Genomic DNA, 15,253 nt, shown 5'->3' with positions numbered 1-15,253 from the left:
GGGGGCGGCCGCTGTCGGGGCAGCGGTCTGGGGAGTGGGCGTCGAGCGGTATCTCTTCACCGTGCGCTATCACGCCGTCCGCGTGCTGCCGCCGGGTGCGGAGCCCCTCCGGGTGCTGCACGTGTCCGATGCGCACATGGCTCCCTGGCAACACCGCAAGCAGGAGTGGATGTCGAGGCTCGTCGAGCTGGCCCCCGACCTCGTCGTCAACACCGGCGACAACATGGGCCACCGCGACGGTCTGGTCGGGGTGCGCACCGCCTTCTCGTCGCTCCGCGGCGTTCCGGGTCTGGTCGTCCACGGATCCAACGACTTCCAGGAGCCCGCGCCCCGCAACCCGCTGCGGTACTTCCTCGGCCCCTCGGGCCACCTTCCCGCGCATAAGCACCTCGACATCGATGCGCTCGATCGCTTCTTCGCCGTGGATCTGGGGTGGAGCATCCTCGACGACACGGCCGTCTCGCTCGAAGTGAAGGGCACGCGCATCACGGCGTTCGGCGTGAACGACGCCCACCGCAACTGGGATCGCCCCGAGCTCATACCGCCCGTGCTCGACACCTTGGATGCCGCCGACCTCCGGATCGGCGTGATGCACGCGCCCTACCGGCGAACGCTCGACGCGTTCACGGGTCTCGGCGCCGACGTGCTGCTCGCGGGCCACACGCACGGTGGCCAGGTACGCGTGCCGTTCAGCCGCAAGGCGCTCGTCTCCAACTGCGACCTTCCGCTCGAGCAGGCGCGCGGTCTGAGCGAGTGGACGTACGACGGACGCACGGTGCCCCTCAACGTCAGCGCCGGCCTGGGGCACTCGATCTACGCCCCGGTGCGTTTCGCGTGCCGGCCCGAGGCGACGCTGCTCACGCTGCTCCCCCGCTGACCCGTTCTCCCCATCCTCGAAAGGGGCCGTTCCTTCCACGGAACGGCCCCTTTCGCCGTCCGGGGCATCCCTTCAGCGAGCACGATCGAGTCTCCTCGACCGAAGGGACTCCGCATGAACCATGCTCCCCCGCCCACCCGCCGTCGCCTTCCGGCCTTCCTGGCCGTCCTGGCCGTGCTGCTCAGCAGCCTGACCATCGCTCCGGTCGCCCACGCGGCCGATCAGGGCACCGGCTTCGGCACCTGGGCTCCCCTCTCGCGCACCGGTTGGCACGGCTCCATGCGAGTGGGCGACGTGCACACCTACTGCATCCACCCGGGTCTGCCCGTCGCCACCGGGCCCACGACGGACCACGGCGTCACCTCCGACGTGAACGGCCTCAGCCCGCAGCAGCTGGTCTCGATCAACCACCTCGTCAGCACGTACGGCCAGACCGACGACGCCGTGCAGGCGGCCAGTGTGGGCTGGGCCGTGAAGGCGATCGTCGACCGTGACACGACGCTCCACTCGTGGGGGTATTCCGGCGACCAGTTGCCGGAGGCCATCGACTTCATCATGCGTCGCGCGAGCCCCGAGAACAGCGCTGCGATCCAGGAACGCACCCTGCAGTACCTCGCCGAAGCGGAGGCGATCCGGGTGCCCCGCACCGGCGGCTCGCTGACGCTCTCGGCGGCGCAGGACGACCCCACGCGCGGCACACTCTCCGTAGACGTCGACCCGGATGCCACGGGCACACTGCATCTGCAGAACGCGGTGTTCGCCGACACGGGGTCCGCCGATCGACACGACGTGCGCGGGGGTGCGACCTACGCGATCATCGCCCCCGCCTCGGCCTCGGACGACGGGCGGCCCTACACGGTGCGCGCGACGGGCTCCTTCTCGGTGCGCGCCGCCGCCATCCGGTACTACTCGACACCCGATCAGCAGGAGTCCGCCGGTCCCGCCGGCCCTCAGACGTTCGAACTCTCGACCCAGGATGCCGCGCCCCGGCCCGTGCAGTTCTCGCCGCGCGTGCAGACGGTCGCCCGTCTCGACGGGCGCCGCTTCGTCGACGACGTCACGGTGTCGACACAGGACGGCGTGTGGCCTCGCCGGGCGGACGGGTCGTTCGTCATCCTCTCGGCCACCGCCGACGTCTACCGGACGGGCGCATTCCCCGCCGAGGCCGACGAGGTCCCGGCGTCGCTGAAGCCCGTGGCCCAGCTCACGCTGCGCACCGATCCGCTCGAGGGGGCGGGAACGTACACCGTGCAGACCGAGGCGGATCTGCCGGGCGCCGGTGTGTACACGGCCGTCTGGCGCATCGAGCGCTCCGCGCAAGATGCGGATGTCGTGCCGCACCTGCCGCCGTCCTTCTTGTGGGTGGAGCGGTTCGCCTCGCCCACGCAGACCGAGCAGCTCGTTCCGCCGCCCCCGGCAGACCCGACACCCGCGCTGACACCCGCGGCCACGGTGGTTCCCGTGCCGGCTGCCCTCCCGACGGCGCCACCCGCAGCGCTGCCCGCGGTACCCGTGCTGGCGGCCACGGGGGTCACGACGGCCTCGCTCGGCGCCACTGGCGGCCTCGCGGCGGTGCTGCTCGGTGCGGGGCTGGTCGCGGCCCACACGGCCCGGCGACGTCGCACTCCGCGGTCCTGAGCCGGAGGGAGGCCGCTGCGTCACGCGCGGCCTCCCTGCGCGGGCGCCGCGCGGACGAAACCCACGTGGACGAACCAGGACACCGGAACACGCCCTCCCGAACGCGCTCGAATCCCGCAATGGTTCGAAGCATGCCGCCCGACGGGGTAGACTTTCCTAGTTGCAACGGGGTGTGGCGCAGCTTGGTAGCGCGCGTCGTTCGGGACGACGAGGCCGCAGGTTCAAATCCTGTCACCCCGACCAATTCAAGAATGTTCCAACCTTTGGACGAAGAAGCAGTTTCAAAGGTGCTAGCGAGGAAGCCTTCCGTAGATATGCGGGAGGCTTCCTCGCTTTTTGCTGGGGTGACGTGATTCCCGCAGCGGCCGTTCAATTCTTGGACGGCCGCGTTGATCACCGTGCGTTCTGCAGCAAGGACGACCTCGCCGAGCTCGTCGCGATGGACAGTAAATTTATTGAAAAGTCCCGCGAGGACATCTCGCCGGACGTGGTGAGGTGAACCGCGGTAGAGCTTGCCGGGGTTGTCGAGAAGATCAAGCTGCGCATCGGCAGTCTCGACGCCGACATTGAGGCTGGCCAGCGTGTGACTGAGCTTGTTGGCGACTGCGCCCTTCTTCAGGGTGATCTGGTTGAGCTTGTCGCGGAGCTTGGGTGTCGAGACTGATCCGTCGGCCGCTAGCTCAATGAGACGTTCCTCGTGGTCTTCGAGCTTGCGGAGTTCGGCGGTGAGAGAAGCCTTCATCTGGCGGTCCTTCTCGCCCATGTGGTCACGGGTTAGATGGAGCCGCGAGCGAAGCGCCTCGATGTCGTCGGAGGTGAACCCTTCGCGCGTGACCTCGAGAGCGACCTGCTCCTCAAGGTCTTCCATCCGAAGGGTGCCAAGGGTGCAGTGGTCACGTTGCTTGCCCGAGCAGACCCAGTATTCGTACGTGCCGCCGTTACCAGTGCTCTGTGAATACACAAGACGGCGGGTGCGTCCTTGATCGGCGCACAGACCGCAGTAGAGCATTCCTTTGAGGTAGTGGAAGTGGACGAAGTCTCGGTCCCCCTTGCGGTTCCTGCGATCCAGGATGGATTGACACGCGACGAAGGTCTCCTGGGTGATCACCGCAGAGTGCCGACCCGGATATAACTCCCCCTTGAACGGCAACATCCCGGTGTAGTACGGGTCCCGAAGAATCTTCGCTAGAGCGCTCGACGACACTGGCCGCTCGGGACGTTTCGCAGAGGCGCGGGTCGTGAGACCCATGTCGCCCAGGATCGACGCAAGCTGCCAGACGGAGTATTCGTCGGTCGCGTACTGCTCGAAGGCCCACCTGATGAGTGGCGCTCGTACGGGGTCGATGGCGATGGTGTTGACGAGGCGTCCGTCGAAGTCTTTGCGGACGTTAAGGTAGCCGAGCTTGGCGCGGCCGACGGTTCCACCGTTCTTCGCCTTGTGGAGGAGCTTGTTCTTGATGTCCTCTCCGCTTTGGCGGACTTGGACTTCGTTCATGATGTCGGTGATGGCCTCCATTGCGTCTGCCATGTAGCCGTCGCCGAACTCTTCCTTGGCGGAGATGAGCTTGACGCCCATCCCGGCGAGGATGCGTTTGGTGATGGCGGCGTCGGCTTGGTTTCGGAAGATGCGGGAGCGCATGTAGATGACGACGTACCCCACTTCGGGGTGCTGTTCGACGTAGCTCAGAAGTTGGCGGAACACGGGTCGTTTGGCGATGGACTGTGCCGAGTTGCCCGGCTCGAGGAACTCTTCCGCGATGGGGGCTTTCAGGCGTTTGCAACGTTTGGCGCAGAGTTCGCGTTGGGTAGCGATCGAGTTGCCATCGGCGTCGATATCGACGGCGGTGTGCATTTGACGCTGGGTGCTGACGCGGAGGTACAGGACGGCGTGCCCGCCTGTTGCGCCTATCGTGGGCGGTGCGGTGCCGTCGAGGCCGAGGAGTTGCTCCCAGCCCGCGAATGACCCTCGCCTCGCCTTCGGCGTCGTGTTGATGGTGTCTGTCATGGTGCCTCCTTTCGATGGTGGCCGTCCGCCCGAATGGCGGAGGTGGCTCCTTGATTTACGCTCACTTCACCTCTTAAGTCGAGATGCATGATGATGTGGTTTTGTCATCGCTGACCTGGGGAAAACTCGCGGTCCAACGTAGGCCGGTGAGGCAACGTCGTGGTGGTCACAGGCGGGTGGGGTTATTTGTAGAAGACGTGCCACCAGCCGTCGAGGCGGACAGCGTCGTAGGTGTCGAGGATCCGCTGGTCGATCGCAGGCTGGTTCCAGACGAGGTGGTCTTCCGGGATCCCCTGCACCGTCATGACCTGTTTCACGGCGTCCAGCCAGCCGAGTCCGTCGAGGACGTCACGGCGGAACTCGGCGAAAGACTCCCACCCGTCGACGTAGCTGTCGTGGAACCGGTCCATGAGATTCTCGGCGACCAGGTCGGTGTCGATCAGCATCAAGTACGCGGCGAAGGCGGCCCCGTTCTCTTTCACGCCGCGGAGGATCCGGAGGGCGTCGTCCGGGTCTTGCACGTGCGCGAGCGAGCGTTCAATGGACGCGACAGCTTCAGGGCCAAAACGGTCGTCGTCCCCCGGTGGGTGTGAGTCCCTCTCGGGTGGTGGGGGTAGTTCAGGTGTCATGGTTTCCTCCTTTCGAGGTGAGCGTGGTGTTGGGGTGGGCAGGGCCGGCCCATCTGGGTGGTGGGTGGCCCTGCCCGTGGGTGCACGGCGCGGCTATAGCCGGCGTCGGAATAGGTGCACGCGTCCGCTGGTGGTGCGGATGACGTGACACTGCTCCTCGACGGACCGTCGGACTGTCTGCTCGGCCCAGTCGGTGAGGTCGAGCGTGAAGACGTCCTGCACCTCGAGGAGGTCTCGCTCGGTGAGCAGCACGTTCAAGAAGCCGTGCTCGTAGAAGCTGTTCGCGGCGTCGCCCCAGGTGTCGTAGCTGCCGAGGTGGTCGTCCTCAAACGCGTCGTTGAGGTCGCGACGCTTCTCGGTGCCCGGCACCGCGAGGACGTAGACCGCGAAGGCGTCCGCGAGCTCGGGCTTGGTGAATCGTGGTGCCGACTCATGCGAGAGGTCCTTCTCGGTGGCGATTCGTGCCACGTAGGACGCGAACCGGCTGAGCACGATGTCGTCGAGTTCGACGGCTCCGTGCGGTGTGTGCGTGATATCTGTCATGTCTTCCCTCCTTTCAGGGTGAGTAGTAAGTCCGGATGCCGTGGGTGGCACCCGTCTGGCGCACGACCCCGGGATGGAGCCCGGCTGTCGTGAGGACTGGAGGTCGGTGTGAGTCACTGGTCCAGTGGATCGGCGACGGTGTCGCCGAGTGCGTCCGCGGTGATCACGACGAAGAGCCGGGCGTCCAGGCGAGGGTCGTCCTGAAGGGCGGCACGGAGGGCCGCCACGCGGCGCTGCGTGGGCAGGAGCCAGAGGACGCGGGGGAAGACGCCGTGTTCGGCCTGGGCTCGGCCGGTAGCCCGGTAGGCGGTGTAGGCGCGGCATTTGGCGAGTAGGACGGGCAGGTGTTCGGTGCCGCGGTCGACCTCGACATACCAGTGGTCGTCATACTCAGGGGTGGACAGGTGGACGTAGAGGTCGGGTTTCAGGACGCTGGCGGTGCCGTGCGCCGTGGTGAACGGTCGCCAGGCGGCAGTTTCGATGTCGATGCGCTCAGCCGTGACGACACCGGTGCGGGCGAGGGTGAGCAGGGCGACGTGGGTGCCCACGACGGCGAGGGTGTGATCGAGGAAGTCAGCTGAGGGAATCGTGAGGCGCCGCCTACCCTGCTCGGTGGTGGCGAGGCGGGCGCCGATGACGTCGAGGTGCCAGATGAAGGACGATGAGCCGTGTTTGACGCCGCCGACGCGTCTGTCGAGCCGGCCGAGGAGCCGGTCGCGCAGGTGTCGGTCTAGGACGCGGATGCAGGCGCGGGCCGCAGCGAGGGGCGAGGCGTGATCGGCAAAAAACGCCTCCCGGATGTTGCGGGTTGTCGCGAAGCGGTGCGCGGCAACGAACCGCAGGATCCGCCAATCCCGGGCGCTGAGCCCGTCCGCGAGCACCCGCAGCTGCGCCCTACTCACCCGCGAGGAACTCTCCGTCACGAGGCACCTCCCACGTGGGCGAGACGCTGAGAGGGGGCCGAACGAATTCCAGGCCAGTCAAGAAGTGATCGGAACCGGAGAGCTTGAGATCGACGGCGAAGGATGCCGGGAAGCATCCCGCCAGAGGCGGGATAGTCCCCTCCCTTACCGGGCCAGGTTCCGCAAAAATACGCGGCAACAGGGGGTGTGGTCATCGTCGTGACAGGACGCCCGACAGGACAGGCGAGCGGACGCCTCTCGCCTCTGCTCCGGTGTACGTCGTTCAGGGTCATGAGCGGCCTTTCGGACGACGACCGATGCGCTCCTCGGCATCACCTGCCTGGGTACTGTCCCCGGCTGTGGTGACCGGTTCGGGACGCTGGTCCGTGCCGATGACCGTCAGCACGATTTCCTCATCCACTGCATCGCCGTTGGCAGTTCGTGCGAACGAGCTGGCTGCCGATCCACCGCTGGAGGGAGATGAGGGGTTGTGAGGCGACACGGGTGATGGGGTGTCGTCGCGGCCATAGCGGGCTTTGCTCTCGGCGATGATCTGCTCTGGATCGGAGATCGCTTCCGGTGGCGGAAGGGTGACCGCGGAGAACCATCCGGTCTGGGTTCCACCCGCGAGCAGGTCGACGTAGACGTGAAACGGTGGGAGCTTGGTCACATCCTCGGGCGTCAGCGCGCTGTGCTTCGTGACGGCGGCGGCATCAGCCGGGTCTGCTTGGAACTGGATCTTGTTTCTGGTGTTGGCGGCGATGCCGGCGAGCAGACTCGTTGGCATCTGGGAGCGGTGCTGGTGGGCGAGGTGCCAGGCGACGCCCATCGAACGGGACTGCTCGAGTGCTTCGCCGAGGTCGGACTCGTGCTTGACGAACATCTGCGCCTCGTCGAGGTACACCGACACCGGCGTCCGCTGATCCTTTGGCACCCCAGCGCGGGCCAGGGTGAGCTGCCAGAGCTGGCTGACGATGAGCGAGCCGACAAGCTCGGCCGCGACGGGACCGAGGAGGCCGCGGTTCAGCGGCACGACGAGGATGCGGGGTTTGGTGAACAGGTCGGCGAGATCGAACCGCGGCGACGGCTGGTCGAGCACCGCTCGAATTGACGGCCGGAGCAGAAACTGACGCAAGCGGGTCAAGATTGGCCCGACCATAGCCGCGCGGGCACCGGGCGTGGCAGCCTCATACTGTGCCCAGAACCCAGCCAGCGACGGGTCGGTGATCCCGGCGGTGTAGGTGCGACGGAACCGGTCATCGGAGAGGAGCCGCGGCAGATCCGCCAGAGTGGAGTCATTCTTCTCCACCAATGTCAGCAGGGACGAGTGGATCGCATCCGTCGTCCGCGGGCCAAATGCTGAGGGGAACAACCCGCGGAAGACTGCGAGGAGACGGTCTGCGACCAGCGGTCCTTGGTCGCCGACGCCCGCGAGGGGGTTGAGGCCGACGACGGGGCCGGAGCCGACCGGGTCGAGCACGACGACGTCCGCGGTGCGGTGCGGCGGGATGACGGTGAGGGTGTCCATGGCGAGGTCGCGCTTAGCGTCGATGACGACGACGCTGCGCCCGGCGGCGATGTCGGCGGCAATTAGGTTCAGGAGCACCGTCGATTTCCCGACCCCGTTCGGTCCCATCACGTGGGTGTGGCGCATCGCATCCGCGATGCGGACACCGACGGGCAGGTTCGGGCCCGGCGCGCTGGTGAGGGCAAACACCCGCTCGGTCCCCGGGGTGACCCCGACTGGCGGCGCGAGGCGTCTGGGGTGGATCGACGGCATCCCCGGTAGCGCTGTCTCACCTGTCGGCCACCCGAGCAGGCAAAGCGCCTCGTCCGCTGTGAGGCGAAGAGGCTTCCTCGCCGGTATGACGGCTGCGTCGACAAGATCCGGACGGTCGGAGACGAGATCGATGCGGGTCGAGCCGGACTGAAGTTGGCGAAGCGCTGCGAGCATGCCGTGCACCAACAGACGCCGCCGCACCGGGCTAACCGCCGTGACGCCGAGGCGGATGGTCGCGCGAAATCGGTACTGCCCCAGTTTGGAGCGCAGGTCGGCTCGCATGTCGCTAGGCGCGGGTCGGGTGCCGGTGGTGAGTAGGTCGAAGAACGACAAATTCGGGTCCGGGGTGTTCCCTGTCACCGGTTGCGGGGGCACGCTCGCCCCCAGAATGACCTGCAGCACCAACACGTCGCCTCTACCGGTCGCCTGCGACAACGCCGCGAAGAGTGCCCGCAGCGCTGCCCCGGACGCGTCGAGAGCGAGACCGATGTTGCGTTGGCGAATGCGTACCCGACCCGCCCGCTCGACCGGTACCCGTGGATCGTCCAGGTCGGTGAGGACGGTGCCGGGGATGAGGCGGCGCAGCACGCTCGCGGTGGCCGACAGGGTCGTCTGCTCCCCGCCGACCAGGTGCCGGATACCCCCCGCCTCAGAGCGGGCCTCAAACACCAACGGCCCACGGGACTCATCTGCGGCGAGGCGCTGCACGAACCCGAGTGCTTCAACCGTGTCGAAGGGCTGCGGGAAGTGCAGCTGTTTCCACACCCACCTCACGACGGCTCCTCCGAAGCGTCAGATTTATTGCTGTCGTCTGTGGTGTCGGGGCGTACCGTCGCCTCCCGCTGGGCCTGCATGGCGGCGTGCTCAAGCAGGGCCCGGGCGAGCTTGTCGTAGTCCGGAATCTCCCGGCGTTCCGCGCGGACTCGGATTCGGTACTCACGGCGCGGCCGACCGCGACCGCGCTTCGTGGCGCTCATGAACGACCTCCAATGACGGACACTGTCACCAGCGATCCCGGCGCAGGCGTAGCCACCAAGCGAGCGTGGCGATTGCTCCGGCGAATAGGGAGATGGCGACGAGCCAGACCCAGATCTGGCAGATGAGCCACACCGCGGCGTACAACAGTGCCGCAATGAGCAGCACCGTCCACGCCACCGCCAGGGAAGCCCGCAGCGGACTGCGATCGGACGGGGACATCGGCGCTTCCTTTCAAGTGAGTGATGGGCATGGTGCGCTCAGGCATTGGACGCCTCCTGGCGGTGGCGAGCGTCGCTCGGAACCGGGTAGCCGGGGATGATGATGTCGGAATCGACCTGGTTGCCCCAGACGTCCCAGCCGGGCATCGGACGCCGGGCAAAGAGTTCTAGGTAGGGTCCGGGGCTGAGGCGCTGGATCATGACGTGAACTTCCTCCGGCTTGTGGGAGTGGTCTTGGCGAGGCAGCATAGTGAAGCTGCGCTGGCCCTTGAACTGCACCGGGAGCTTGCCCTTCACCCCGATCAGCAGCGTCTCGTGGGCGTGACGGAAATACTGACCGAGACCCATCTGGTCTTTACCCCAGACAAATTCGTCTTTGAACGTGAAGCCAAACGCCCGCATGACGTCTTCTGCCACGTAGCGCGTCGCCGGGTAGCACCAGAGGTAGAGGTGGGCGTTGTCGTCGGCGAGATTGGCGACGGGCATCGCCTTGATGCGTTCCAGGCTCATCAGGCTGTAGTGGGTCTCGGCCCCGAATTTTCCCTTCTGGTCGGGGGTGCCCCATGGAGGGTCCATGAGGATTGTCCGGTACCGACGTCGCGGCTTCTCCGGTGCCCCCTCGGGGGCTTTCGTCGACATGGCGGCGGCACCCGCCGGGTCCGTTGTTGTGTTGGTGGTGTGCATGGTTTTGCTCCTTCCGGCAGCGGTCTTTACCCGCTGGGATGACGGCGACTATGAGGGGCCGTGCGGGGCTGCCCCCTGGTTATGCGCTCTCAGCTGCATTTCAGCAACCGTCCGATCGCGCACCAGAAGCAGACCGTCTTAGGCCCATCAGTGGTGGGGGTGTGGATAACCACGAGCACGTTGCGAAAAGCACACGCGCTCTTCCACAGGAGGCGAAAACCGCCCACGTTATGAATGGGCGAAGTCGTCCGGGAGGGGGCCGGGGCGGCGCAAGCCACGCACACGTTTGTGATGTCACCGCCCCGGCCGGTTCGGAGGCCTACTCCTTTGGCACCTCACCGCGAGCCAGGTACGACTCGCGGATAAGGGCCTTGCGGGCCTCCAGCGCGTCCCCACCGAGGGCGGACGCGATCTGGAGAATTGTCTGGCGAAGCTCAGCCTGGGTACGGTCGAGTTCCGCCTCGATACGGGCACGCTTGCGCTCACGCCGCTGGCGGATCCAGTGCTCCAAGGGTTGGCGACCGAAGGCGATCACGAAGAGCACCACGGCGTAGATCGCGAAGGCAGCGGCGCAGACGCCGAGGATGCTGAGCACTTCGACGACGGGCAGAGGCACGGGGTCACCAGCGGGTGATTGCCTGGGCTGCGCCCATGGTGAACGAATCGACGATGTGCTTGTAGCGGGCCTCGCCGAGCGGGGCCACTTGGATCAGGTGCTGCTCCAGCGCAGTGAGGGCACCGACGCTCTGCAGCACAGAGTTGGTCAGGAACGCGCGGCCCTGCTCCTTCACCTCCGCCACGATCGCCTGGCCCTGCACACGCTCCACCTCGCGGCCCGTCTGACGCTGCATACCAGCGCCCATCTGAGCCAACCCGGTGGAGGTGAAGGCACCGCCCAGCGGCGCCAGCTCCTTCTTCGTCTCGAACATGATGTCCCTTCTCTTGCCTTTCGAGTGCGACTAACTGCCGCACTTCCAGGCTGAGCGAGAGACGAGAATCCGTCATTGGCGCAAAATTGGCTTCATGGTGAAGGTAGTCGACCCGATACGCGACGCGATCGTGAAGGAACTTCTGCAGTTCCGGAAGCAGCCCGGGTACCCCGGACCGCACCGCCTCGACGGACTGTTCCACCTCGTCGAAGCGCTCGGCGAGGGCATCCCGGAACGTGCCTACGACGAGCTGTCGCGGCTCTACGAGGGCATCGGTCGCGATCCCGACACCGATGTCGGCGCCTATTTCTACCTGTGCGGATGGAACGTGGGGCTAGGCACGATCGATGAGCGGCGCTTGCGTTACGTCGCTGAGCACTACGCGGGAGAGATCAGCGCGCCGTGGCGGAGAGCAAAAAAGGGCATGTACGAGCTCGCCACGATCATCCGCGACCGTGACGAAACCGACCGACCATCAGTCGTGGTGTCCATCTTCCAGTCCGGCGCAGCGTTCCAGCCAATCCTCGACTTCACGATGGCGTATGAGTCTTGGCAGCCACCGATCGTCATTGTGAATGGCGTGACGATCGACCTCGACTTCCACGTCCACAAAGATCCAGAGCACGACGAACGGTATATACGGCGGTTCGTGCTCCCGGATGCACCCCTGGACACGACCGTCGGTTACGGCGAACAGATGGGCCGCATCTTCGTCCACTGGCCAATGCCGGTCTGGCCTACGTGGAGGCTGCTGGCCTGGGTGGCTGAGCCGCGGATACTCGCACAGATGCGGACGGTGCGGAATCGCGCGATCGAGATAGCGCTGATCTCGCACTATGCTGTATCAAATTCTTAGTCAGTGCATCTCTCTTAGTGAACGTCAGAATGATCGACATGCGCACAGAGACAAATCCGCACACCTGGCATTAACTAGAAACGACTATGCTTGACCGTGGCCATAAAGCGTGTTAAAAGAAAGATATGAAATGAAGATTTGAGCAAGAGAACATAAGTGGAGTCATTGTGCGCAACACAATGGAGGAGACCATTCACGCCTATTCGGACTGGCGAGATGGGTGTGCCGAAATGCTACCCAACGTCGTAGCGCACTACCCCGACCAAGCAGTCAACGTGTATGAGTGTGTATCGCAGTCCGCGAGTCCGGATGTGCGGAGCTTGGCCGCCAGTCAGCTCCCCCTTCTTGTCGCCATTGACTCGTTCGCCGTTGGCGCGTTAGCGAGTGAGCTACTTGCGGACGCGGACCCGAGGGTGAGAAGGTGGGCACGAGAGGCGCTGAGGTGGCTCTAGGGATTCGACCAATCTGTCAAGGGGCGACGATGGCTGAACGATACGAAGAGCACGTCAAACTGATCGAGAGCACCCTGGGTCCGCATGGTTTTTCATCGCTCTCAGGTCGCACCATCGATGGTGCCGACGCAATCGGAAAACTCTCTGACAGGTTCGCAACATCCGAAGGGGCGGCGAGCCTGCGAGGTAGAACGCCAAGCACAATAGACCGCGATCGGGTCATCCACTCGGATGCATACCGTACACTCGAAAATAAGCGCCATGTCCTTTTCTTTGGCGCGGCGCGACTTGCGCGCACCTACAGTAGTCACGCGACCAAGTGCTCACAGGTAGCACGTTCGGCGGCAGCGAGACTAGAATTGAATGTCGATCTTGTAGAGGCGATTTCTCTCGGGTCCAAAGTCGGCAGCGTTCCTTTCATTCACGTCGGCAAAACTGTCGTTCCCAATTGGATTGAAGAGAAGCTCGCGGACGCTACGGGCCAATCGATTCAAGCTAACGCGCAGTATGATGTAAAAGACGCACTTTTCACGGTGGGGTCTGAAGGTGAGTATTCTTTTCCGTCATGGATCGATAAAATCAAGTCTCCCGAAACGCGTCGTAGCGTCGCGGCGTGCATGCCTTGGGCTGCCGTCCAAGATGAAGCCGAGGCTTACCATTCAGGTCAGCAGAGCTACTGGTCATTGACAGTCGACCCGTTCGTCGTAAAGCCGGTGACGGATAGTTTTCTCGCACAAACAATGTACGGCGTATGGCGGCACTCGTTGGACTCGCCCAACAAGCCCGATTCGAGATTCTTGCATGCGCTCCAATCTCGCGAGCTGACGAGAAAAATCGGCGTCGAACATGCGACACACGAAGCTGTCGTCGTGAGATATTGCGACGATATCGTCTGGGTCTTGGAAAATCTGAACGAAGCTACGCGCGTCGCGACGTTGGGTGGCCGTTCTCGTGGCGGCGAGTTGCCGCTATCGCCATTCAAAGGCTTCCTAAGAACCTACGGAACAAGTCTTCCCCTTGAGGTGCGAGCGGCTCTAGGGGTTGATGACGCGAGTGGGCTGTACACGTACTTCATAGATGATCTGGTCAAGGAGAGTAAGAAGCGCCTTGATGGCGTGAATGACGGAGCGGTAGCAACCGAGGCGATCGGGCTGTCTGAGAATGCTGCAGATGTCCTCAATAACATGAAAAAGCATCTCGATAGTGCTGTCTTTAAGACGACACGACTGGAGTTGCGCAAAGGCACCCTTACCAACATTCTCGAGACCGCCCTGGATATCCTGTATCGATCTCAAGACAGTGAGGCTCTTGAATGGGTCCGCCGATACAGTCTCCTCAATCATGGTGATGATCGTGGAGACTACGTGGAAAAAGCGCAGGTGTTGCTGGCTACCCCTGCCCACCGAGTTCAAGTTGCTGTGAACATCCTTGCGTCGATGTCGGACTCGGACGTTTTTCACTTGGTTGGTCTCGAATGAGCAACCCTGGCGAACTTTCCCTACGACAAATAGCGGCGAGGATGTTCGCACAGGCGCTCGATGACGAGCGAACGGCGCGCGCTTCGTATGCAGAGAGTCCCACCAGTTCAGCACACTGGATTCTGGTCGATCTTCGCGCGAGTGGGCGATATCGCGTCACAGCGCGCGACGAGGCGGCCTTCACCCGGGCGAGAATGCTGGTAGATGTCGTCACGAGGATTAGCGAACCATACGGCGACCGCGTGAGGATCTTCAAAGAGATGGGCGATGCAGTACTCCTGTGCTCATCGGACCCGCGCTGCGCGCTTGAGATTCTGGTGCTGCTCAACCTCGTGGATCGACACTGGCGCATTGAGTATCATAGCGATTCGAGCTTTCCTCCCCTCGAGTACCGGGCATATTGGACGTTTGGTGATGCTACGGAGTTCGCGGGAGACTATTATGGTGTGCCGCTCGATATCTTAGGACGAATTTCGGCGTTCAAGGGCGCGACTACGGATGCGATTGCTGTTGTCCATACGTCCGTGAACGCATCGCACATACAAAAGATGGAGTTTGAGTATCCATTTGTGAAGTTTGGATACTCTTTTCCGCTTCCGGAGCGCTTATCTAAGTCCGGCGAGCAACCGATCCGCATTTTCGAGGTCGCCATAGACACGGCACGTGCCCTCGGCTTTACCAACTTCTTCTCCGAGGCTAAGAAGATGTCGGCGAAGGTTCGGTTGTGAAAAAGTTCAGCGGTTCTGTAAAAATTGAACGGGTGCTGGGTGAGATGGTGGCCCATGCACGAGAGGACACGCGTGCTGCCGATCAGAAGGCGGCCATTATTCTCGCGGTGCAAACGCTCGTGATACCACTTCTGGCGGGTCTTTTGTACGACCCTGAGGCTAGATACGGCGCGCAGCCGCTGGCGTCGCAAATTCTGTGGGGCGTTTGCGGGGTCGCCTCACTGGTAACGCTTTGTTTGAGCACCGCGGCGATTTGGCCGCGCTTCACGCGAGAAGCCCAGGCGGCGGGGGAGATATTTTACTGGCGAGACGCCGCAGCGACTCAGGGACCCAAGGACATACTGCGTCGAGTGTCGAAGCAAGCAGGCTCGACGTCGTTCGGATCGGCTACGCGGCTGTGGCTGCTTGCCAATCTCGTTCTCCGCAAATATCGACTGATTCGCGCAGCTCTCGGTACTTTCCTGGTTTCTCTTTCAGCGGCATCCATTGCGTTGCTATTTCAGCAAATGCTTTAGTTCGGGCTCCTAACGCTCGGTGTCGCACAGACCTCCGCGGT

15 protein-coding genes, 1 tRNA gene and 1 pseudogene are annotated in these 15,253 nt (G+C 63.9%); 7 read left to right on the top strand and 10 right to left on the bottom strand.

Features of this window, described 5'->3' with window-relative positions; translation table 11 throughout:
* The 3 genes from IFR11_RS15375 to IFR11_RS15365 form a co-directional block, all read left to right on the top strand.
* Positions 1-877: metallophosphoesterase (locus tag IFR11_RS15375; protein WP_191916746.1), on the top strand; the 877-nt coding region annotated here is incomplete at its 5' end.
* Positions 878-991: 114 nt separating this feature from the next.
* Positions 992-2,515: a hypothetical protein gene (locus IFR11_RS15370; protein ID WP_191916745.1), complete on the top strand. Its 1,524-nt coding sequence runs from the start codon at positions 992-994 to the stop codon at positions 2,513-2,515.
* Between the two features lie 166 nt (positions 2,516-2,681).
* Positions 2,682-2,758: transfer RNA gene (locus tag IFR11_RS15365), tRNA-Pro, on the top strand.
* A 610-nt stretch (positions 2,759-3,368) separates the two neighbouring features.
* Here IFR11_RS15365 and IFR11_RS16910 read toward each other — a convergent pair.
* From IFR11_RS16910 to IFR11_RS15310, 10 genes and pseudogenes are all read right to left on the bottom strand, one after another.
* A pseudogene (locus tag IFR11_RS16910) lies at positions 3,369-4,367 on the bottom strand (recombinase family protein); the annotation flags it as partial.
* A gap of 335 nt (positions 4,368-4,702) precedes the next feature.
* Positions 4,703-5,002 (bottom strand): hypothetical protein, encoded by a 300-nt coding sequence (locus IFR11_RS15350; protein WP_191916744.1) that lies wholly within the window; start codon positions 5,000-5,002, stop codon positions 4,703-4,705.
* A 240-nt stretch (positions 5,003-5,242) separates the two neighbouring features.
* Complete coding sequence (locus IFR11_RS15345) at positions 5,243-5,692, bottom strand: hypothetical protein (RefSeq protein ID WP_191916743.1); 450 nt, start codon at positions 5,690-5,692, stop codon at positions 5,243-5,245.
* Positions 5,693-5,805: 113 nt separating this feature from the next.
* Positions 5,806-6,615: a replication-relaxation family protein gene (locus tag IFR11_RS15340; RefSeq protein WP_191916742.1), complete on the bottom strand. Its 810-nt coding sequence runs from the start codon at positions 6,613-6,615 to the stop codon at positions 5,806-5,808.
* 268 nt (positions 6,616-6,883) lie between these two features.
* The gene (locus IFR11_RS15335) at positions 6,884-9,139 is read right to left on the bottom strand and encodes a type IV secretory system conjugative DNA transfer family protein (RefSeq protein WP_191916741.1); all 2,256 of its coding nucleotides are present in this window, start codon (positions 9,137-9,139) and stop codon (positions 6,884-6,886) included.
* Between the two features lie 5 nt (positions 9,140-9,144).
* Positions 9,145-9,351 carry a hypothetical protein gene (locus IFR11_RS15330; RefSeq protein ID WP_191916740.1) on the bottom strand — a complete coding sequence of 69 codons (207 nt, stop codon included), beginning with the start codon at positions 9,349-9,351 and terminating at the stop codon, positions 9,145-9,147.
* 25 nt (positions 9,352-9,376) lie between these two features.
* Positions 9,377-9,571, bottom strand: coding sequence for a hypothetical protein (locus IFR11_RS15325; protein ID WP_191916739.1), 195 nt, complete (start codon positions 9,569-9,571; stop codon positions 9,377-9,379).
* 38 nt (positions 9,572-9,609) lie between these two features.
* Positions 9,610-10,254: an MT-A70 family methyltransferase gene (locus tag IFR11_RS15320; protein WP_197978911.1), complete on the bottom strand. Its 645-nt coding sequence runs from the start codon at positions 10,252-10,254 to the stop codon at positions 9,610-9,612.
* Between the two features lie 319 nt (positions 10,255-10,573).
* Positions 10,574-10,870 (bottom strand): hypothetical protein, encoded by a 297-nt coding sequence (locus tag IFR11_RS15315; RefSeq protein WP_191916738.1) that lies wholly within the window; start codon positions 10,868-10,870, stop codon positions 10,574-10,576.
* 4 nt (positions 10,871-10,874) lie between these two features.
* The gene (locus tag IFR11_RS15310) at positions 10,875-11,183 is read right to left on the bottom strand and encodes a hypothetical protein (protein ID WP_191916737.1); all 309 of its coding nucleotides are present in this window, start codon (positions 11,181-11,183) and stop codon (positions 10,875-10,877) included.
* 94 nt (positions 11,184-11,277) lie between these two features.
* Here IFR11_RS15310 and IFR11_RS15305 point away from each other — a divergent pair, with 94 nt between their 5' ends.
* The 4 genes from IFR11_RS15305 to IFR11_RS15290 all read left to right on the top strand — a co-directional run bounded on the left by IFR11_RS15305 (position 11,278) and on the right by IFR11_RS15290 (position 15,212).
* Positions 11,278-12,039 carry a hypothetical protein gene (locus tag IFR11_RS15305; protein ID WP_191916736.1) on the top strand — a complete coding sequence of 254 codons (762 nt, stop codon included), beginning with the start codon at positions 11,278-11,280 and terminating at the stop codon, positions 12,037-12,039.
* Between the two features lie 481 nt (positions 12,040-12,520).
* Positions 12,521-13,969, top strand: coding sequence for a hypothetical protein (locus IFR11_RS15300; RefSeq protein WP_191916735.1), 1,449 nt, complete (start codon positions 12,521-12,523; stop codon positions 13,967-13,969).
* Positions 13,966-14,697: a hypothetical protein gene (locus IFR11_RS15295; protein WP_206755311.1), complete on the top strand. Its 732-nt coding sequence runs from the start codon at positions 13,966-13,968 to the stop codon at positions 14,695-14,697. Before IFR11_RS15300 ends, IFR11_RS15295 begins: the two co-directional genes overlap by 4 nt.
* Positions 14,694-15,212 carry a Pycsar system effector family protein gene (locus tag IFR11_RS15290; protein ID WP_191916733.1) on the top strand — a complete coding sequence of 173 codons (519 nt, stop codon included), beginning with the start codon at positions 14,694-14,696 and terminating at the stop codon, positions 15,210-15,212. The genes IFR11_RS15295 and IFR11_RS15290 overlap by 4 nt, the downstream gene beginning before the upstream one ends.
* Positions 15,213-15,253 lie beyond the last annotated feature (41 nt).

The organism is Microbacterium sp. CFBP 8801 (assembly GCF_014839455.1).
Taxonomy (GTDB): Bacteria; Actinomycetota; Actinomycetes; order Actinomycetales; family Microbacteriaceae; genus Microbacterium.
This window is presented reverse-complemented; position numbering and strand designations above follow the sequence as displayed.